Genomic DNA, 18,965 nt, shown 5'->3' with positions numbered 1-18,965 from the left:
TTGCCTTATTGTATAGGAAACGTTTTTCCATTATCGTAGATGCTGAGCCGGATATCCTCCCAGATAATCCTGCCTTCCTTATTGACTTCAAGTTTGACCGGATTGCTGGCCACTACAACCTGAAACTGACCTACGACTTTTGCTTTTTTATTGTGAATGAGAATCGCTGTACTCTCATCTATACCGATACATACCTTATCCGGATGTTCGGCTAAAGCTGAAAATAACCTGTTGTAACGACTTCTCTTAATAAAATGCTGATCGATAATCGCTGTGCGGATGAGGCCCATACCTTTTGCAGTGACTAAATTATCTTTGTTCAACCGGTTAAAGGTAGCCCGATAAGTAGAATCCTGTGCTTGCTCACCGGTAATCATCTGATCACTCATGATTGCTGCTCCCGCACTTGTGCCTGCAATACAGGCTCCTTGCTGATAGGCGCTGTGAATAGCATCAAATAAAGGAGAGTGCTCGACTACGGCCATGAATCTGTTCTGATCACCTCCGGTTATATAGATTAGTTTTGCTTTTCTGACTGAATCTACCAGTCTGAGATCTGATGCATCCGCTTTAGAAAAATTTATAGCTGTTATTTTATGATCAGTTATTTCCTGCAACTGTTCTTTTATATCGGCTACAGAAGCATCTGCTACAGTACTAGCCATAGGAAGTATCATAATATAATCACTGGCAGATAATGCTGCTGCATCTACCATGCTGCGGATCAGTTGCTGGTCTTTAGCACCACCTCCGATAATAAACAGAGAGCCTTTGGGCTCTTTCATTTCTTTTGCAAAAGAGGATAAGGATAAGCACCCCAGACCAATGATCAGGAGTGCCTTGGTAAATTTTAATTTCATAGTTACTTATAAATATATATTTCTATCTGACCATCTGCAGTGACCATACCACGGTACATACCTTCTGTATTAAAAGGCATAGCAAGATTGCCCGATTTGTCTAATGCGATCAGGCCGCCGTCGCCTCCCATTTTCCCAATATTATCGATGACTGTCTGACTTGCAATTTTGACCGGTTCCTGTTTATACTCCATCAAAGCTGATACTGTATAGGCAGCTACATTACGAATATAATATTCGCCCCATCCGGTGCAGGAAACGGCTACAGTCGCATTGTTGGCATAAGTTCCGGCTCCAATGATCGGAGAATCTCCCACACGGCCAAACTTCTTATTGGTCATTCCACCCGTAGAAGTCCCGGCTGCCAGATTTCCGTTTTTATCGAGCGCCACACAGCCGACAGTCCCAAATTTGGAATCTTTGTTAACTATACCCAGACGTTGGCTCTGTTTCTGATCATGATCCAGCTGTACCTTAGTGCTGTCCTCTTTTTTGATTTTTTGCAGGGCATCCCATCTCATTTTTGTCCAGAAATAAGAAGGGTCTACGATTTCAATGCCAGCTTGTTTGGCAAATAGTTCTGCACCTTTTCCTACCATCATGACATGTTCGGATTTTTCCATGACTGCACGGGCAGCACTGATGGGATTTTTGATAGTTGTCACTCCGGCTACGGCCCCGGCTTCCAGTGTTTTTCCATTCATAATGGAGGCATCGAGTTCGTTTTTGCCGTCATTGGTAAATACAGCCCCTTTCCCTGCATTAAATAAGGGAGAGTCTTCCATAACATGAATAGCCTGTTCTACTGCATCAAGACTTGATTTTCCATTTTTGATCTGCTCGTATCCTTTCTGTAAGGCCAGGGTCAGTGCATCTTTGTATGCTTTTTCCATCTCCGGAGTCATATTGGATCGCAGAATAGTTCCTGCACCGCCGTGGATAGCCAAAACATAAGTTTTATCAGCGTTTGATGTTCGGAGAGGTGGATCCGGCGCATTTTTAAATGCAACCAAAGTAGTACCAATCGCCATTAGGATCATTATTGTTCTTTTCATGTTATATAAGTTGAGCTGCTAATTTGAATAATTCGGATTTTGAATCATATTTTTGTTGACCGACATTTCTGTTGCCGGGATCGGGAAGTTGTACTGAGCTTTACCGGACTCTAGTGTTAATGCTCCGGATGTATTAACTGCATCCTGTGCTGAACGCTGTACAGGCAGATTTCTGCGCTTCAGGTCAAAGAAGCGGTGTCCTTCGTAAGCCAGTTCTTTGTAGCGTTCCGTATAGATCTCACGTATCAGTGTTTCTTTATCTGCAAATGTCTGGTCGGTATAACCGGTAATTCTGGATTTGCGAAGCTGATTCAAATCTGCAGTACCTGACAATTGGTTTGGTGTTTCGGCATATGCCTCTGCGCGTATCAGGTACATTTCGCCTGTTCGGAAAAGTTTGATATTAGTCAGTCCCGGAGCATCAGAACTACGACCAACATATTTTTTGATTAAATACGGAGATTTTCCTGCACCTCTGTCAGGATCGTATGTGATATAACTCGAATAACGGATATCATTGTCCTTGTCAAATAAATTTAACAGTTTACTGGAAGGTGCAAATAAAGCAATCCCACCGTCTTCTCTGAACAGAAAACTTCCGATTCTGGAGTCACTGGCTTCAGACTTCTTTAAAGACCAGATAACTTCATCTTCTGACTGATCGGTCCATATCCTGGCAAAGTTTTGTTGAGAAGCCAAAGGCTTGGCATTGATTGCCGATGTAGATGCGGATATCGCTAAAGGCCAGTCTTTGCTGTATAAGGCAGTACGGGCCAGAATTGCATAGACCGCAGGTTTGGATATCCGGCTTACAGATGCTTCATCTCCGATCAGACTGAGTGCTTCATTTAAATCGGTTTTTACAAAATTGACTACTTCCTGTACCGTATTACGTGTAGGATAGCTGATTTTGGATTCCAGCATATAAGGAATCGCCAGATTAGCGGGTTCATATCCGCCAGAAAAAGCTCTTAACAGTTCCAGATGTGCATAAGCCCGGATAGCCAGTAACTCACCTCTATAGTGCCTTTTTTTAGTTTCATCTACATTCGTAAGTTTTTCTAATCCGGTCAAAACACGGTTCGTTCTGTCAATGACAATATAGTATTCCCTAAAAGCACTTGTTACAGAACTACTGCTGGCAGTATATAGCCATCGATAGGCATTGGTATTACTAACCACGTTTTCCGCTGGCATAATGGCTTCATCAGAGACGGTAACATTATTTTCTATTAAAGTATAATCTATGGCAGCATAGGCACCTTTTATACCCATGTCTATATCTTCCAGATTGCGAAATGCCTTGTCCGGATCTATGCCGTCTGTTGGTTTGATATCCAGTTCGTTACAGGCCTGAAAAGAAAGTAAACTTACCGGAAGGATGATTGTCCAAACTATTTTTTTGAATAACATTATATTTCTTTTCATGATATTAGAATTTAACATTTAAACCAGCAGTATATGTTCTTGGTGCAGGATATTGGAAGCGGCCTCTGGCTTCACTGTTCTCAGGATCCAGACCTCTCCATGAAGTCCAGGTAAGTAGATTTTGTCCCTGAAAAAATATGCGTACCCCTTTTACAAAACCGATTTTAGACAAGGCTGACTGTGGCAGGTTGTAACTCAGATTGACATTACGAAGACGCAGAAAGGATGCATCCTGTATATCCTTGGATGTATATTGTCTCGGGATATCTATACGTTGTAAGATGGCCTGATCTCCGGCTTTTTTCCAGCGGTTTTCCAGCATGCGTATAGATTGATTACTGGTCATATAATCTGCGTTTTCATTGTAGAAATCTTCATTATTCCAACGTTGTACATTCGTCACAAAAGAGAATAAGGCATCCAATGTCAGGTCTTTCCAACGTAATCCGGTGGTAAATCCTCCGATAAATGAAGGGTATAACGTGCCGGACTTAGTGACACTTTGCGACGATTCATCATAAGTAGTTGTAATAGAACCGTCCCGATTGTAATATTGTGGTTCTCCTGTATCCGGATTGACACCCGCCCATTCAGGAGCATAATATGTACCATATGGCATGCCTACTTTTAAGATACGGGTATCTCCGTCAAGCATTTCATCCGTTACATCAGATATAAACAAAATTTTATTTTTATTATAAGCTCCGTTTACACCCAGGGTAAAACCGAAGTCATCTTTATTGATGACATCTCCCTGAACACTGAACTCCACCCCACGATTTCTCATCTTTCCGGAACTAAGTGAGAGGATATCAAACCCAGATGTTAAAGAAGGTGGCTGGTCAATAAACATGTTTCTGGTGAGCTTATTATAATAGTCAGCAGAAATTCTCAGCCTTTTCTTTGGAAACAGCTCCAGATCAAATCCGGCATTGAATTCATCTACGTACTCCCAGTCAAATTGAGGATTTCCGGCTGTGGCAGGACGGATAGCGGTTTCTCCTCCATAAGAAATATCCGTCAGATAGGTCGCCAGATATAAGAAATCACTTGCAAACTGACTGGCTGTAGTACCATAACTAGCCCGTATATTCAGTCCTTGTATAAGCGTACTACCCTGTAAAAAATCTTCTCCTTTTACATTCCAGTTGGCTCCAACCGAATAGAATCCATGCCAGCGGTTTTCTCTTGCTACTTTTGTAGATCCGTCATAACGGTAACTGGCGGTCAGTGAATATTTATTAGCGTACGAGTATCTTCCAGCACCTAAAAAGGACGTTAATGCACTTCTGGTACGTCCTCCGTTTATTCCCGGAAGAAAGACAGCGCTGACGTTGACTCCTGCAGGAGTTTCGGGTTGCCGCCCATCTATCCCATATCCCTGATAACCAAATGCGCGATAGCGATCATACAAATATTCGAAATATCCGGAAAATTCTACATTATGCTCGTCTGCAAACGTATTTTGATAAGTCAGTCCGGATGTGGAAATAAGACTGGTAGTTCGGGCATATCCTTCTCCGAACAAGCCTTTCCCACCAATGGTAGGTGCACGGTTACGTGACCCGTAGTATGAATCCGGATTAATATAATCTTGTGTTACTGTATTTTTATAGTCGATTCCCAGACGGGTATGGGCTCTTAGTTGCGGTGTAATCTGATACGCCAGATTCATCCCTATATTGGTGCTGAACAGTTCACTTTTGCTGCTTGAATTGAGCAAACGTTCCAGACCGGCACTTCCTTCTCGCTGATCAAGAATATTATAGTCATCTTCATTTCCAAAGTGAATCAATGTCCCGTCGGGAGCGTAAGGGTATTCATAAGGCAATGCATAAAATACGGAAGCCATAGAGGATCCGACTCTGCTTTCGCCCACACCTTCCGTAAAGCTGGAGTTGGAATAGCCAATAGTTACATTTACACCTCCGGAAAATTTGTTCATATTAAAATCTACATTACTGCGAAGGGTATACCTTTCCAGGCCAGAGCGTACGGCTACACCATCCTGTTTATAATATCCCACACTATTAAAGAAACGTACATTTTCATTTCCGCCACTCAGACTCGCCTGTTGTTCCATGAATTTTCCAGTCTGAAAGAAATAATCTCTCCAGTCTACATTCAGTCCGCGGAGACTATCCAGAATACGGCCGGCATTGGCTGCTTCGGCAGGTGTCCAGTTGGCATTAGCCGGATTTTTGGATGAATATGTCCAGCCCGGGCCGATATCATCATCCATCTCAAGCCCCACCTCTTCCTCAAATCGCAGACGCTGTTCGCTGTTCATCATCTGGAATTTTGGGCGTGTTAGTTTGGAGAATCCGTACTGGGAAGTATAATTGACGGATAATCCGCCTGCTTTTCCTTTCTTGGTCGTAATAACGATAACTCCGTTAGATCCCCTTGATCCGTAAAGGGACTTGGCAGAAGCATCACGTAAAACCGTTACGTTCTCAAAATCATTGGAATTATAGTTTTTGAGCTCCGATGCGGAAATTGGAATACCATCCACTACATACAAAGGGGTTGTTACTCCGTTGATACTCCCTACACCACGGATAATCACACTGGCATTGGCTCCGGGCTGTCCCGAACTGGCCAGTACACTCATGCCCGGTACACGGCCCTGTAATACCTGATCCAGAGATGCCATAGGCACCTGTTCAATGGCTTTAGCCTGAATGGTCGTGGCCACATTACTGGAAAGCTTTTTTGCATAGCTTGTATAACCTGTAATGGTAATGTCTTCCAGTACTACGCTGGAATTGGACAATGTGATGGTCATAGGAGCAGTATCTGATACCGTATACTGGAGAGCATCATATCCTACGTAGGTAAAGGCCAGTTTATCGGATACTTTTCCCTGAATGCTGAATGTACCGTCAGCTGAAGATTGTACCGTATGATTGGCACTCAGGTTTTTGATCGTAACTCCGGCAATCCCTTCTCCTTTTTCGTTGACAACCTTTCCTCTTAAGGTAGTCTGATAAACAGACAAAACAGGAGGAGAGGACTTTATAGCTGCACTTTCTTTTGCAAAAGAATCTAACGGATGCTGGAGTTGAAAGGATAACCCCAGAATCAAAAGTGCATGCATATGCATTTTTACTTTCATAAATGTAGTTTTAAGGTTAGTAGTTGAAGAAAAGGTGATAATTAATTAAACGTTATTTTGATAGTCTAATGTAATTATTAATCTATTCAAAAGCAAAATATTAAAAGATTAAAGAAGGTTTGGTGTTATTTCTTTACTTAAATAGGTTTTATCACAAAATTAAAGTGTTGTATAATTTTAGTTGCATATTTTCAGGTTTGTTAAAAATATCCTATTTTCAGAACTATTTATCATATAACCTGACAAGCATATTATAGACCTTCATGAAACGTTATTTAATTCCCTTTTTCTTTTTGATTTTATACAGCACAGTGTTAAGGGCTCAGGATAAGAAAACGCTTTCTTTCGGGACAGAGATTCCATTGAGTACCTTGAATGGTAATACGAATATAAAAGCAAAACCTATTCAATGGATAGATGTGAATACCAGTCCGGAAACATGGTATAAGCAAAAAGATCTGTTGATTTGCAAAGGACTTCCGATAGGAGTGATGCGATCGGAAAAGATGTATGAAAATTTTATCCTGCATGTAGAGTGGAAGCATATGGAAGCGGGGGGTAATTCAGGTGTGTTTATCTGGTGCGATGCCGTTCCGCAGGAAGGTACACGTCTGCCGGCGGGCGTAGAGGTGCAAATGCTGGAACTGGATTGGGTAAATCAGCATATCAGAGATGGAGTCAAACCACCAATCGCATACGTACACGGAGAGCTGTTTGGTGCAGGAGGAGTGACGACCATCCCGGATAATCCCAGGGGAGAGCGCAGCAAGTCAATAGAGAACCGGGCAAAAGGAAAAGGAGAATGGAATACCTATGAGGTCGTCTGTGTGGACGGTACAGTCAAACTTTCGGTTAACGGCAAGTTTGTAAACGGAGTTCGTCAATCCTCTTCCCGTAAAGGATATCTGTGTCTTGAGTCAGAAGGAGCCGAAATACATTTTCGTAATTTCAGGATTATAGAGCTGCCATAATCCTGTAATTTATTATTTAATAATGGATGATCTGGTCTGCCTTCAGTATTTCAAATAACTTAATGACGCCGGGTACCTGAATAGCTTCATCTCGGTAGGTAGCATAATCAAAGTAAGCTACCTGTTCAATCTCCTGACTTGCTGTAGGATGTATATCAGTATGATATGTAAAACATTCCTGCTCCATCATCAGTTGATCCTCTCCGTAAGCCGGAGCCTGAATGTGTTTGTAATATTGAATATAAGCGGGATCTAATCTGACATTCAATTCTTCTTCTATTTCTCTTATCAAGGCCTGTTGTGCGGTTTCTCCCTGATCAATTTTGCCACCCGGCAGATACCAGGCTTTCTTGTTTTTGCTGAAAGCCAGTAGTATGCTATTTTCTTTTACAATAACCAATCCTGCCGTATCTAATTTTTTCATCTGTATCTAATTTGTTTTTAAAAGTAGGTATCTTTAAGGATACTTAAAAATAAAGAAGATGGCTTATTTGGCAAGTGTTCTAAAGCAATTTGAATATTATAAAAATCTTGCGGATTCTACCTTTGTGCAATTGAATGATCAGCAACTTTTCTGGTTGTCTCATGAAGACAGTAACAGTATTGCGCTTATTATACAGCATCTGGCCGGAAATATGCTGTCGAGATGGACAAACTTTCTGACAGAAGACGGGGAGAAATCCTGGCGAAACAGAGATGAGGAATTTGAACTGCATTATACTAACAGGACCGAATTGCTGGCGTATTGGGAATCAGGCTGGGATTGTCTGTTTGGAGCGCTTCACGGACTGAAGGAATCCGATCTTGAGCGTATCATCTATATTCGAAATCAGGGACATACCGTACTGGAAGCTATTAATCGTCAGTTGGCACACTATCCGTATCATGTAGGGCAGATTGTGGTATTAGGCAAGATACAGGCTGGATCCAACTGGAAGAGCCTGTCCATACCTAAAGGAAAATCCCAGACATATAATCAGGAAAAGTTTGCTCAGGAACCGCATAGAGAACATTTTACCGATGAAGTGCTAAAACCGAAATCCTGAAGGTTGTAAATGTGGCCTGATTGTTGAACCTCTGCGGTATAGTAATTTTAAGTTAGAGAGAGATGAAAAAAACTATTTTATACCTTGCCGCTTTGGTTTTTGTATTAGGAACACTTGGTTCTTGTGCTACACATCACAGTCATGGTCGCGGAAATGGAGGAATGCCTCCGGGGCAGGCAAAAAAAGTCTATGGAAAAAAGTCTGCAAAAGAATTTGCTCCGGGTCAACAAAAAAAGAAACACCGATAACATCATTACATCGCAGGAGTAATGGCTGTACAGCACTATATTCTTTAGAGTCAATGTATATTGAATGTCTGAGTCTGTAAGAAGAGGCGATCGTGTAAGTAGATGAGTCAGATAGAATCGATGATTTTGAAGCGGTTGAGCCATTGCTTAAGGATTGCCGCCACCTCGTATTTTTCTTCATTCACGTAGGCAAACATAAGTTCTTCAATATTATTGACCATTAAGGAATATTCCGGAAAATATCCGTCCAGATCACGGTAGTCGGAGATAATGTCCAGTAAAAAATTGTGGATATCATATTCCAGATATTTGCGATGGTGATTGTCGGATTCCTGTATCCATACTTGTTCCTTTTGAAAACCTGATTCTATGTGGTGAAGACAGGCATCTTCATACCGCTCTCGTAAGACACTTAATTCATTACGCAATTGTTCTTTCGTTGATTTTAAAGCGTCATAGACACTACTCAAACGTTCCTGAATCTCTGTTTCTTTTGATATAATAGACATGACTCTTGAAGTATTTAAGTGTTATTCAATATGTTAGTTTATAGTTATGTTATTAGTAGCTAACAGATTGTGTTATATTTTGTTTGGTTTTTTTGAATTTTTTAACATTACCCGTCTGCTGTGGAAAAGATAGACAGATTGGATATTTGGGAGAGCCCTGCGAATGTTAAAACTACGTTAAAGGTTGGTAGATATTTGGTGGAGGACCGGATCATCCTTACCTTTACAGCTCATAATTTAGGTTAATAATTGGTTAGTTAAGGTCTTCAATCTCCCCGATTGAAGACCTTTTTTGTTAAAATACCTGATTTATTTTTACCTTCTCCATATTTCTTTTTGTAAGCTCCCTGTACTATTTTGAGGGTCGTTGTGGTATTACAACTGATACAATTCAATCGGTAAACCATCCGGATCTGCAAAAAATACAAATTCTTTATTTGTCAGTTCGTCAGTTCTGATCTGTTCATGAGGGATACCGGCCTTATCCAGTTTGGCAACTTCTTCCTTGATATTCTCCACCAAAAAGGACAGGTGCCTCAGTCCGCAGGCCTCCGGATGTGTTGGTCGTGGCGGAGGATTAGGAAAGGAGAATAGTTCAATAATATACTCTGAACCAATAGCCAGATCCAATTTGTAGGAATCACGTTCTTTGCGGTATGTCTCCTGAATAATATGCATACCCAGTATTTCGGTATAGAATTTTTTGGATACCTGATAATCGCTGCATATTACAGCGACATGATGTATTTTTACTAATGACAGATGCATTATTCAGAAAGATTAAGGTTCGTCACAATCAAGTGTATCGACTTTTATAAACAATTTGTGATAGTTTTCGCTAAATCTGGCATCATATGTAGGGCGTGGAATAAAATGATTGACACAATTCCACCAGCCATAGATAATAACTTCATTAAACGCCGCTTCATACTTTTGGCTGCTTTGTATGTTACTGAGATATTTGTCATACAGGCGCTGCGGGTCTCCATTGTTTTTCATTTGGTATTTTGTCAATACTTCATAAGCTTTCAGTAAAGCCTCACCTCCTTCGACCAGAGGTTTGGTGTAGTTGATGGCACAACTGTCAGGCGCCTTATATTCCAACAGAGCCTTCGGGTCTTTCAATGCTTTTACCAAAGCTGATTTGGCTAGATATTCCTGATCCATCGACAGAACCAGAGAGTCGCGGAAGGATATAAATACGGGATTTTTGACAAGTTGAAAGCCTTTTAATTTAGCTCTTTTAGTCTGGTATTCAGTTTTCAGTTCGGTTAATACCTGCTCTGTTGGTTTGCTCCTGTGTCTGTAATCAGCAGCAGAAAGTAACCAGCTTTCTCCATAATAAAGGTTGTAGGTGTCTTTGAGTTGTTGCTCAGTATACTTTTTACTGTCATACGTTCCTTCATATTCACAGAGTTCATCTATGAACTTAAATTTTTTATGCTGCGCAAAAGCTGTACTGAAGACTAAGCACAGGAAGAGTGATAAAAATAGTTTGAATTTCATAGTAATAAATTTTTCAATCTTCTTAAAGCTAATCAATTTTGGTATTTTCACGCAAAAAAAAGTATGATTGGAAAAGAAAAAGATCTGAACGGGTATAGATTGGAGATATGTGCCAATTCAATTACCTCTGCTGTTGCGGCAGAAGAAGGAGGCGCAAGCCGGGTTGAGTTGTGCCAGAATCTCGAAAATGGTGGAACTACGCCGTCCTACGGGCAGATCCGAATCACAAGGGAAAGGCTTTCTATCGGTATTCATGTGCTGATCCGGCCGCGAGGCGGAGATTTTCTGTATTCGGATGATGAGTTTAATGAGATATTAGCCGATGTGTCCTATTGTAAAGAGATTAAATGCGATGGGATAGTAGTGGGTATTCTGGATAATGAAGGAAATGTAGACATACCACGCATGCAAGAGGTAATAGAAACCGCAAGGCCATTGAAAGTGGTCTTTCACCGTGCATTTGACAAATGCAGGGATCCCTATAGTAGTCTGGAGGATATTATTTCACTTGGCTGTGATCGCATTCTGACCTCAGGACAAGCGAATACAGCATGGGAGGGCAGAGAATTGTTACGTGAATTGATTGGTAAGGCAGAGGGACGGATAGAGATTATGCCGGGTGGGGGAGTGAATGAAAATAATATTGCTGAATTGCTGTCTTATACACATGCTTTATCAGTGCATAGTTCTGCAAAAGAAGATGTAGGGAGTGGGATGTTGTATAAAGATAATAAAGTGACGGGGATGGACGAAGGGACGGTATTGTCTTCTACGAAAAAAGTCCGCCTAATGGCAGACATCTTAAAAAAACCTTTAAAGTTGCGTTAAGCAACTTTAAAGGAAAAAATAAAAAAATCTTTAGTTATTTCGCTTTTGAAGCTAACTGATCTAAGATAGCGTTGTTTTTAGTGATCTGACTATCTTTAGGCATCTGTGATTTAGAACCTAATTCGATATTACGACCTAATTTCAAGAACTGTACTTCAACACGTGATACAGTTTTGTTTCTTCTATCTTTTCTTTTTAAACGTGTAACTCCCATTTTGTTAAATCTTTTTTCTGTCAATAAAACGAGGTCGGAAGCGGATTCGAACCGCTGTGGGAGGTTTTGCAGACCTCTGCCTAGCCACTCGGCCATCCGACCATATTAATTACTTATCCCCTGAAGGGAATGCAAAATTAAAATTATTATTTGATATAAAAAAGGGATTGGACAAACAAATTTTTAAAATGTGTGGTATAGCAGAATATGGAAGATTAAAAAAATGTTATTACGAGTCCGGATATTAAGAGTGAAAAATTTAACATTATTTGAATGTACTTGTTTTCAGGTAATTATGCCGTTGAATTTGTTTGGTTTTCTTTTTGGTCTCAAACTTGCTATATGACTAGTGTCTATAAAGGGACATTAAAAAATTAAAGAAAATTGTTATGAAAAAGATTTTACTTTCATTAGGAGCAGCATTTCTTTTAGCTGCAGGAGCTCAGGCTCAGGTAAGTTATGGTATTAAAGCAGGTCTGAACTTGCCGAAAATAGCGTTTTCAGATAATAATGGATCAACAAGTACTTCCACTAATTTCTATCTGACTGGATACGCAGATCTTCCTGTAGCACCTAGTTTCTCTATTCAGCCGGGATTATCATTACAAGGTAAAGGTGGTAAATGGGGTGAAGTGAATAATACGGATGTAACGACTAACTTAATGTATCTGGAAGTGCCGGTTAATGCGGTTTACTATATTCCCGCAGGAGCAGGTAATGTATTTATTGGAGCTGGACCGTATGCCGCTTATGGTATTTCAGGTAAAACTAAAGCAGGAGATATTAAAGAAGATGTTAAATGGGGAGATAATGGATATAAACGCTTTGATGCAGGTATCAATACAATGCTTGGTTACAAATTATCAAACGGATTTTTAATAAATGGAGGATATAGCTTTGGTCTGACTGATATGTCAGGATCCGGTAATGGATCTGCTAAAAACCGTGTACTATCATTTGGAGTTGGTTTCCAATTCTAATCTGTTAGTAATTGAATAGTATATAGAGGTTGTCTGTCAGGCAACCTCTATTTTTTTGTATTATTATCCCGAAAACATTATTAACTTAGGTTTGTTATCCAAGAAATCTGATCATATGCAAAAATTTATATCCCTGCCTTTTTATATAAAATTGGCTTGTATCCTTATTAGTATTGTTATCCTGGGGTATCTGGCCAGGATAGGAGATACTATTATTGTACCGCTTATACTGGGGATATTGTTTGCTATGCTGTTGACTCCGTTGAGTACACTGTTAGAAAAGAAATTACGTTTTCCGCGTACGCTGGCCGGTATTGTATGTATTGTTTTGTTTTTTGGAGGATTAGCAACCGGACTATATCTGCTGGCGTCTCAGCTTTCTATGTTGCAGGAAGACTGGCCCGCATTCAAGCATCAGATACTGGATGGGGTAGAGGTCGTGCAGGACTGGGTAAATCATCAGTTCGGAATTCAGTATAATGAACAAATGAATCTTCTGAATAAGACAGCATCTAAATCGGTAGATTCAGGTACGTTAATCCTGGGTACAGCACTGATGTCGTTGTCATCTATTGCCATTTTTCTGGTTTTTACATTTTTATATACCTTTTTTATTCTTATCTACAGAGGGCATATTGTACGGTTCCTGCTGTATCTCAATGCCAAGGAAGATCATCCTGTCGTGTTAGAAATCGTTGCTGAAGTGCAATACGTAGTCAAAAGATACCTGATAGGGCTATTGCTGCAAATGCTGATTGTGACGACCCTGGTGTATATTGCTTTGGCCATTATTGGTGTCAAATACAGTCTGTTGCTGGCTATTATTACCGGTGTATTTAATGTGCTGCCGTACATAGGCATTTTCTCTTCTATGTTTATTGTAGCGCTGATTACCTTCGCCACATCTACCTTCTCTCATGTCTTATTTGTGTTTGTTGCGATGAGCATTATCCATATGATAGATAGCAATGTCATTGTACCGAAAGTCGTGGGATCCAAAGTAAAGATAAATTCACTTTTCGCGATGATGGCTATTGTATGCGGGGAGCTGATCTGGGGTATTTCGGGTATGTTTTTAGCTATTCCTCTGCTTGCAATTGTAAAAATTGTTATGGATAGAGTAGATGAACTAAAGCCATGGGGATTTTTATTAGGCGAAGAAAAAGTTGAGAAATAAGCTGAATATGAGAGGCTTATGTGGTTAACTAGATTATCGTTAGTTTTTCTGTAGTATATAATACTTATTTTCAGGATTAATTAATGACAGTAAAATGTTTTGTTTTTGTGTTTTGAAGCACTACCTTTGCGCCATCATAAAACAAAAATTCATACAGATATGAAGAAAATTTTACTTACAATCGCTGCAGTTGCAGGCTTAACATTCGCTTCTCAGGCACAGGAATTTGGTTTCAAAAAAACTGATTTCATCGTTGAAGGTTACTTCCAGTCATCTAACAAAAATGACAAATCAAAAGATGAGAAAGTTTCTAACTTCAATTTCAACCCAAAATTCGGTTACTTCGTAACAGATAAAATCGCTGTAGGTCTTGAGTTAGGCGTTGGTAACTCTAAAACTACAAAAACTACAAACGATGTAGAAAGCTACACTAAGAACAATGCTTTTGGTATTGGTGCTTTTGGTCGTTACTACTTTCTGGAAGTAGGTTCACGTTTCAAAACTTACGCTGAATTAGGTGCTGGTTACAGCCAGATCGGTGGTGAATCAAACAACGGTACAACTACAACTAAATTCGACAAAACTAAAGGTTTCGGAATCAATGCAGGTGTAGGTGCTAACTACTTCCTGACAAACAGTATCGCTGTTAGTTTTGCTTTTGCTGACGTAGTATCATTCAACTCATCTAAAGTAGATGTGGATGGTGCTAAATCTACTACTAACTTCAATACAAATATCAACGTGTTTGATAACTTCTTCAACACAGCTAAATTTGGTTTGACTTACAAATTCTAATTTAACTATTCGTCTCGTACGAATGTTTATTATAAGCGTAGATGAAATTTTCATCTACGCTTTTTTGTTATAAAAGAAAATACTATATTACAAACTTAATTAATTGTATTTTATATGAAAAAACTATTACTTACGATTACTGCAATCGCAGGTTTTTCTTTTATGACTCAGGCACAGGAATTCGGATACAAAAAGACCGATTTTATTGCGGAAGGATTTTATCAATCTTCTAATAAGAATGATAAAACCGCAGACAGTAAAAAGTCTAATCTTCTGTTCAATCCAAAATTCGGATACTTTGTAACCGATAAAATCGCAGTAGGAGCAGGGTTAGGTTTCAGTAACAAGAAAGAGGTTACGCAATTGTCACTAGGCAAAGCTGAAGCAAAAATTAATGTTTTCAGTGCTGCTGTATTCGGACGGTATTACTTTCTGGAAATTGGGACACGTTTCAAAACATACGCTGAATTAGCGGGTAGTTATGCCAGTATCAGTACGGAAAAAACAATTAACTCTAATCCGACTAAAGAGCCTAAGGCGAATCGTTTTGCTGTTGATGCCGGAATTGGTGCTAACTACTTTCTGACACAGCATATTGCCGTTGGTTTTGTGTTTTCAAATGTGGCTTCTTTTTCTTCCACCAAACAAGATACAGACGGAGCAAAAGCGTATACAGAGTTTAATACCAATGTAAATGTATTTGATAATTTTTTCAATACAGCCCAATTTGGGTTGACGTATAAATTCTAATTATTCTGTTGAAAACGGAAATACTTAACATAATAATCCTAAAATTTTGCTTAAGAAAATACTACTTTTAGTTGCTGTAATAGTAGGGATTACTTTTACAGCTACTGCTCAGGAATTCAGTTTTAAAAAGAATGATATTATTATCGAAGGAGGTTTAATTTATAGTGTAAAAGATAATAAAGACAATGTTGCCAAAGATTATTTTGTAAGTTTTATACCTGTTATAGGTTATTTTGTCTCTGACAAAATAGTTGTTGGATTGAGTGGAGGTATAACTAATTCCAAATTAACACTAACGGTGGGACCGGAAAATGATCTCAAAGAGCTCGTATCCAGTAATAAACAGTTTATTTTTTCTACTTTCGGCCGTTATTATTTTCTGGAGCTGGGTTCGAGATTTAAAACATATGCAGGGCTAAACCTGAATTATTTTAATGCAAAGCCGAAATCTATCATAGATAATAATGTTGTCAATATTCCAAAAATTGAAGGATATGGGGCAAGCGCCAGTTTAGGAATGAATTATTTTCTGACGAAGCGATTTGCTGTTAATTTTAATCTTGGTGAAATTGTTGGCTTTAGAAGTGTTAAATCTGGAGAGGAAAGCGCTACCCTCTATCAAGAGCTTTCCAGTAATATAAATGTATTTGGAAACTTTTTTGAACAGTCTACATTTCCCTATAAGTTCTAAATAAGGTTATACTTATCTTATCAGAATGCACGAAGATATCTTCGTGCTTTTTTTGACGGCTTGCAAAGGATTCAGATGATGCATCGCTGAAAAATCGTGTAATCTCTGTAGGAATAGGCTATCAGTTTTAGTACTTTTTGTTATACAGACATCAATAAAAAAGGCTTCTAATTTTTGATTAGAAGCCTTTCTTGTTTTTTCAGTGACTGAAATCTATCACACTTTGATTTCTACTTCAACACCTGAAGGTAATTCAAGTTTCATCAACGCGTCAACAGTTTTAGAGTTAGATGAATAGATATCTAACAATCTTTTGTAAGCACACAATTGGAATTGCTCACGTGCTTTTTTGTTAACGTGTGGTGAACGTAATACCGTATAGATTTTTTTCTCAGTAGGCAATGGAATAGGTCCACTAACAACTGCACCTGTAGGTTTTACAGTTTTTACGATTTTCTCAGCTGATTTGTCAACTAAATTGTAATCGTAAGATTTCAATTTGATTCTGATTCTTTGGCTCATTTTATATTTGTTTAAAATGACCTCCTATTAGAGCGATTAGCAATAGGAGGTCGGTTTATTTTTAGTAAGGATTATTCTACTGATCCTTTAACTCTACCTTTTGATTTAGCGATAACCTCATCAGAAACGTTGCGTGGTGCTTCTGAGTAGTGATCGAATTCCATTGTAGAAGTCGCACGGCCTGAAGTGATAGTACGTAACTGTGTTACATAACCAAACATCTCAGAAAGTGGAACTAATGCTTTGATAACCTGTGCTCCGTTACGTGAGTCCAAACCTTGCATTTGACCACGACGACGGTTTAAGTCACCCATTACATCACCCATGTTTTCTTCTGGTGTAAGGACCTCCACTTTCATGATAGGCTCCATCAATACAGGAGAACATTTAGGTAATGCTTCACGGTAAGCCATACGTGCTGCCAATTCAAATGATAGTGAATCCGAATCGACTGCGTGGAATGAACCGTCGATCAAACGAACTTTCATTCCGGATAATGGATAGCCCGCCAATACACCATTGTTCAATGAGCTTTCGAAACCTTTTTGAACAGAAGGAATGTATTCTTTAGGGATAGCACCACCCACAATCTCGTTTACGAATTGAAGCGCAGATTTTGAAGTGTCATAATCCTCATCAATAGGAGAGATAATAACTTTGATATCCGCGAACTTACCACGACCACCTGATTGTTTTTTGTATACTTCACGGTGCTCAGTAGTACCGTTGATAGACTCTTTGTATGCTACCTGAGGTGCACCCTGGTTTACCTCTACTTTGAATTCACGTTTCAGACGATCGATAAGGATTTCAAGGTGAAGCTCACCCATACCGGAGATAACTGTCTGACCAGTTTCTTCATCAGATTTTACTACGAATGTAGGATCCTCTTCTGCCAGTTTACCAAGACCAATACCTAATTTGTCAACGTCAGCCTGAGTTTTAGGCTCAATCGCCAAACCGATAACCGGCTCAGGGAAAGTCATTGATTCCAGAACGATAGGTGCTTTCTCATCACAAAGTGTATCACCTGTTTTGATGTCTTTGAAACCAACTACCGCACCGATATCACCCGCCTCGATAAATGGAATAGGGTTTTGTTTGTTCGCGTGCATCTGGAAGATACGGGAGATACGCTCTTTGTTTCCTGAACGGGTGTTCAGTACATAAGAACCTGCATCTAACTTACCTGAGTATGCACGGATAAAACATAGACGACCTACAAACGGGTCAGTCGCAATTTTGAAACCTAAAGCTGCGAATGGCTCATTTACAGATGGTTTGCGCTCAATTTCTTCACCAGTATCCGGGTTAGTACCTTTTACAGCCTCTACATCAAGAGGAGAAGGCAATAATTCCATTACCAGATCCAGCATTGTCTGAACACCTTTGTTTTTGAAAGATGAACCACATACCATAGGAACGATGGCGTTATCCAGTACAGCTTTACGTAAAGCATCCAGAATTTCACGCTCAGTCAATGAGTTAGGATCATCAAAGAATTTCTCCATTAATGACTCATCGTATCCTGCTACTGCTTCCAGTAATTTCTCTCGGTATTCCGCTACTTCATCAACCATATCATCTGGAATAGGCACTTCGGTAAAGGTCATACCTTTATCATGCTCATTCCATACGATACCACGGTTGTTGATCAGGTCAACTACACCTGTGAACGTATCTTCTGCTCCGATAGGTAATTGTAACGCTACAGCGTCAGAACCTAACATTTGCTTAACTTGTTTTACAACTTTCAGGAAGTCAGCTCCGGAACGGTCCATTTTATTAACGAATCCGATACGAGGCACTTTGTAGTTATCTGCTAATCTCCAGTTTGTCTCAGACTGAGGCTCAACACCATCAACTGCAGAAAATAAGAATACCAATCCATCCAATACACGTAATGAACGGTTTACTTCAACCGTGAAATCCACGTGTCCGGGAGTATCGATAACGTTTACCTGATATTTTTGGTTACGGTAGTTCCAGAATACTGTTGTAGCAGCAGAAGTGATCGTGATACCACGCTCAGCCTCTTGCTCCATCCAGTCCATCGTAGATGCACCTTCGTGTACCTCTCCAATTTTGTGGTTAACTCCAGAGTAGTAAAGAATACGCTCTGTAGTTGTAGTTTTACCAGCATCGATGTGAGCAGCGATACCGATATTTCTAGTGAATTTTAAGTCTCTTGCCATATAAGTTTTGTATGCGCTTAGTTCGCTATGAACTTTGTGTTTTGCTTTTAAATAAGTACACCGACTCTAAAT

The 18,965-nt window shown here is 39.6% G+C and carries 20 protein-coding genes and 1 tRNA gene; 9 read left to right on the top strand and 12 right to left on the bottom strand.

The features are described 5' to 3' along the window. Nucleotides 1–5: 5 nt before the first annotated feature. From I6J03_RS02980 to I6J03_RS02965, 4 genes are read right to left on the bottom strand one after another with little or no spacing between them, the layout of a single operon-like run. On the bottom strand, nucleotides 6–860 hold the full coding sequence (locus I6J03_RS02980; RefSeq protein ID WP_003010498.1) for a cyanophycinase: 855 nt from the start codon (nucleotides 858–860) through the stop codon (nucleotides 6–8). Between the two features lie 2 nt (nucleotides 861–862). Beyond that, nucleotides 863–1,915 carry an isoaspartyl peptidase/L-asparaginase family protein gene (locus I6J03_RS02975; RefSeq protein WP_201694140.1) on the bottom strand — a complete coding sequence of 351 codons (1,053 nt, stop codon included), beginning with the start codon at nucleotides 1,913–1,915 and terminating at the stop codon, nucleotides 863–865. Between the two features lie 18 nt (nucleotides 1,916–1,933). After that, on the bottom strand, nucleotides 1,934–3,343 hold the full coding sequence (locus tag I6J03_RS02970; RefSeq protein ID WP_232279806.1) for a RagB/SusD family nutrient uptake outer membrane protein: 1,410 nt from the start codon (nucleotides 3,341–3,343) through the stop codon (nucleotides 1,934–1,936). A gap of 4 nt (nucleotides 3,344–3,347) precedes the next feature. Then, entirely contained in the window at nucleotides 3,348–6,461 is a 3,114-nt protein-coding gene (locus I6J03_RS02965) for a SusC/RagA family TonB-linked outer membrane protein (RefSeq protein WP_003010501.1), read from the bottom strand. Between the two features lie 263 nt (nucleotides 6,462–6,724). Between I6J03_RS02965 and I6J03_RS02960 the strand changes: the two genes are divergently transcribed. Next, nucleotides 6,725–7,432 carry a 3-keto-disaccharide hydrolase gene (locus I6J03_RS02960; protein WP_003010502.1) on the top strand — a complete coding sequence of 236 codons (708 nt, stop codon included), beginning with the start codon at nucleotides 6,725–6,727 and terminating at the stop codon, nucleotides 7,430–7,432. A gap of 16 nt (nucleotides 7,433–7,448) precedes the next feature. On the opposite strand, the gene I6J03_RS02955 is transcribed toward I6J03_RS02960, so the two are convergent. After that, a complete protein-coding gene (locus I6J03_RS02955) occupies nucleotides 7,449–7,856 on the bottom strand; it encodes an NUDIX hydrolase (protein ID WP_003010503.1) in 408 nt (135 codons plus the stop codon). A gap of 58 nt (nucleotides 7,857–7,914) precedes the next feature. On the opposite strand from I6J03_RS02955, the gene I6J03_RS02950 reads away from it, so the two are divergent. Both I6J03_RS02950 and I6J03_RS02945 read left to right on the top strand, forming a co-directional pair. Further along, the gene (locus tag I6J03_RS02950) at nucleotides 7,915–8,478 is read left to right on the top strand and encodes a DUF1572 family protein (RefSeq protein ID WP_003010504.1); all 564 of its coding nucleotides are present in this window, start codon (nucleotides 7,915–7,917) and stop codon (nucleotides 8,476–8,478) included. Between the two features lie 62 nt (nucleotides 8,479–8,540). Continuing rightward, a complete protein-coding gene (locus I6J03_RS02945; RefSeq protein WP_003010505.1) occupies nucleotides 8,541–8,726 on the top strand; it encodes a hypothetical protein in 186 nt (61 codons plus the stop codon). A 107-nt stretch (nucleotides 8,727–8,833) separates the two neighbouring features. Here I6J03_RS02945 and I6J03_RS02940 read toward each other — a convergent pair whose 3' ends face one another. From I6J03_RS02940 to I6J03_RS02930, 3 genes are all read right to left on the bottom strand, one after another. Then, a complete protein-coding gene (locus tag I6J03_RS02940; RefSeq protein WP_003010506.1) occupies nucleotides 8,834–9,235 on the bottom strand; it encodes a hypothetical protein in 402 nt (133 codons plus the stop codon). 375 nt (nucleotides 9,236–9,610) lie between these two features. Continuing rightward, on the bottom strand, nucleotides 9,611–10,003 hold the full coding sequence (gene gloA2 / locus I6J03_RS02935; RefSeq protein ID WP_003010508.1) for an SMU1112c/YaeR family gloxylase I-like metalloprotein: 393 nt from the start codon (nucleotides 10,001–10,003) through the stop codon (nucleotides 9,611–9,613). 12 nt (nucleotides 10,004–10,015) lie between these two features. Continuing rightward, entirely contained in the window at nucleotides 10,016–10,741 is a 726-nt protein-coding gene (locus tag I6J03_RS02930; RefSeq protein ID WP_232279807.1) for a hypothetical protein, read from the bottom strand. A gap of 63 nt (nucleotides 10,742–10,804) precedes the next feature. Between I6J03_RS02930 and I6J03_RS02925 the strand changes: the two genes are divergently transcribed. Then, nucleotides 10,805–11,569, top strand: a complete 765-nt coding sequence (locus I6J03_RS02925; RefSeq protein ID WP_003010510.1) for a copper homeostasis protein CutC — start codon at nucleotides 10,805–10,807, stop codon at nucleotides 11,567–11,569. A gap of 34 nt (nucleotides 11,570–11,603) precedes the next feature. On the opposite strand, the gene I6J03_RS02920 is transcribed toward I6J03_RS02925, so the two are convergent. Then, nucleotides 11,604–11,783, bottom strand: a complete 180-nt coding sequence (locus tag I6J03_RS02920) for a hypothetical protein (RefSeq protein WP_002993525.1) — start codon at nucleotides 11,781–11,783, stop codon at nucleotides 11,604–11,606. Between the two features lie 31 nt (nucleotides 11,784–11,814). Continuing rightward, nucleotides 11,815–11,885 (bottom strand) — tRNA-Cys (locus I6J03_RS02915). 287 nt (nucleotides 11,886–12,172) lie between these two features. Here I6J03_RS02915 and I6J03_RS02910 point away from each other — a divergent pair. The 5 genes from I6J03_RS02910 to I6J03_RS02890 all read left to right on the top strand — a co-directional run bounded on the left by I6J03_RS02910 (nucleotide 12,173) and on the right by I6J03_RS02890 (nucleotide 16,176). Next, the gene (locus I6J03_RS02910) at nucleotides 12,173–12,763 is read left to right on the top strand and encodes a porin family protein (protein ID WP_201694139.1); all 591 of its coding nucleotides are present in this window, start codon (nucleotides 12,173–12,175) and stop codon (nucleotides 12,761–12,763) included. Nucleotides 12,764–12,878: 115 nt separating this feature from the next. Next, a complete protein-coding gene (locus tag I6J03_RS02905) occupies nucleotides 12,879–13,940 on the top strand; it encodes an AI-2E family transporter (protein ID WP_003010512.1) in 1,062 nt (353 codons plus the stop codon). 159 nt (nucleotides 13,941–14,099) lie between these two features. Further along, nucleotides 14,100–14,735 (top strand): outer membrane beta-barrel protein, encoded by a 636-nt coding sequence (locus I6J03_RS02900; protein WP_003010513.1) that lies wholly within the window; start codon nucleotides 14,100–14,102, stop codon nucleotides 14,733–14,735. Between the two features lie 114 nt (nucleotides 14,736–14,849). Next, the gene (locus I6J03_RS02895) at nucleotides 14,850–15,485 is read left to right on the top strand and encodes an outer membrane beta-barrel protein (protein WP_003010514.1); all 636 of its coding nucleotides are present in this window, start codon (nucleotides 14,850–14,852) and stop codon (nucleotides 15,483–15,485) included. A gap of 46 nt (nucleotides 15,486–15,531) precedes the next feature. Further along, complete coding sequence (locus tag I6J03_RS02890) at nucleotides 15,532–16,176, top strand: OmpW family outer membrane protein (RefSeq protein WP_003010517.1); 645 nt, start codon at nucleotides 15,532–15,534, stop codon at nucleotides 16,174–16,176. A gap of 216 nt (nucleotides 16,177–16,392) precedes the next feature. Here the strand turns inward: I6J03_RS02890 and rpsJ are convergent, their stop codons facing one another. Further along, nucleotides 16,393–16,698 (bottom strand): 30S ribosomal protein S10, encoded by a 306-nt coding sequence (gene rpsJ, locus I6J03_RS02885; RefSeq protein WP_002993539.1) that lies wholly within the window; start codon nucleotides 16,696–16,698, stop codon nucleotides 16,393–16,395. Nucleotides 16,699–16,769: 71 nt separating this feature from the next. Then, nucleotides 16,770–18,893 (bottom strand): elongation factor G, encoded by a 2,124-nt coding sequence (gene fusA, locus I6J03_RS02880; RefSeq protein ID WP_003010521.1) that lies wholly within the window; start codon nucleotides 18,891–18,893, stop codon nucleotides 16,770–16,772. Nucleotides 18,894–18,965: the final 72 nt, after the last annotated feature.

The organism is Sphingobacterium spiritivorum, assembly GCF_016724845.1.
GTDB classification, from domain to species: domain Bacteria; phylum Bacteroidota; class Bacteroidia; order Sphingobacteriales; family Sphingobacteriaceae; genus Sphingobacterium; species Sphingobacterium spiritivorum_A.
This window is presented reverse-complemented; position numbering and strand designations above follow the sequence as displayed.

What these genes read in the sequence shown, in the direction of transcription:
- I6J03_RS02980 (WP_003010498.1), bottom strand. Translation starts at nt 860, where the DNA reads ATGAAATTAAAATTTACCAAGGCACTCCTGATCATTGGTCTGGGGTGC.
- I6J03_RS02975 (WP_201694140.1), bottom strand. Translation starts at nt 1,915, where the DNA reads ATGAAAAGAACAATAATGATCCTAATGGCGATTGGTACTACTTTGGTT.
- I6J03_RS02970 (WP_232279806.1), bottom strand. Translation starts at nt 3,343, where the DNA reads ATGAAAAGAAATATAATGTTATTCAAAAAAATAGTTTGGACAATCATC.
- I6J03_RS02965 (WP_003010501.1), bottom strand. Translation starts at nt 6,461, where the DNA reads ATGAAAGTAAAAATGCATATGCATGCACTTTTGATTCTGGGGTTATCC.
- I6J03_RS02960 (WP_003010502.1), top strand. Translation starts at nt 6,725, where the DNA reads ATGAAACGTTATTTAATTCCCTTTTTCTTTTTGATTTTATACAGCACA.
- I6J03_RS02955 (WP_003010503.1), bottom strand. Translation starts at nt 7,856, where the DNA reads ATGAAAAAATTAGATACGGCAGGATTGGTTATTGTAAAAGAAAATAGC.
- I6J03_RS02950 (WP_003010504.1), top strand. Translation starts at nt 7,915, where the DNA reads ATGGCTTATTTGGCAAGTGTTCTAAAGCAATTTGAATATTATAAAAAT.
- I6J03_RS02945 (WP_003010505.1), top strand. Translation starts at nt 8,541, where the DNA reads ATGAAAAAAACTATTTTATACCTTGCCGCTTTGGTTTTTGTATTAGGA.
- I6J03_RS02940 (WP_003010506.1), bottom strand. Translation starts at nt 9,235, where the DNA reads ATGTCTATTATATCAAAAGAAACAGAGATTCAGGAACGTTTGAGTAGT.
- gloA2 (WP_003010508.1), bottom strand. Translation starts at nt 10,003, where the DNA reads ATGCATCTGTCATTAGTAAAAATACATCATGTCGCTGTAATATGCAGC.
- I6J03_RS02930 (WP_232279807.1), bottom strand. Translation starts at nt 10,741, where the DNA reads ATGAAATTCAAACTATTTTTATCACTCTTCCTGTGCTTAGTCTTCAGT.
- I6J03_RS02925 (WP_003010510.1), top strand. Translation starts at nt 10,805, where the DNA reads ATGATTGGAAAAGAAAAAGATCTGAACGGGTATAGATTGGAGATATGT.
- I6J03_RS02920 (WP_002993525.1), bottom strand. Translation starts at nt 11,783, where the DNA reads ATGGGAGTTACACGTTTAAAAAGAAAAGATAGAAGAAACAAAACTGTA.
- I6J03_RS02910 (WP_201694139.1), top strand. Translation starts at nt 12,173, where the DNA reads ATGAAAAAGATTTTACTTTCATTAGGAGCAGCATTTCTTTTAGCTGCA.
- I6J03_RS02905 (WP_003010512.1), top strand. Translation starts at nt 12,879, where the DNA reads ATGCAAAAATTTATATCCCTGCCTTTTTATATAAAATTGGCTTGTATC.
- I6J03_RS02900 (WP_003010513.1), top strand. Translation starts at nt 14,100, where the DNA reads ATGAAGAAAATTTTACTTACAATCGCTGCAGTTGCAGGCTTAACATTC.
- I6J03_RS02895 (WP_003010514.1), top strand. Translation starts at nt 14,850, where the DNA reads ATGAAAAAACTATTACTTACGATTACTGCAATCGCAGGTTTTTCTTTT.
- rpsJ (WP_002993539.1), bottom strand. Translation starts at nt 16,698, where the DNA reads ATGAGCCAAAGAATCAGAATCAAATTGAAATCTTACGATTACAATTTA.
- fusA (WP_003010521.1), bottom strand. Translation starts at nt 18,893, where the DNA reads ATGGCAAGAGACTTAAAATTCACTAGAAATATCGGTATCGCTGCTCAC.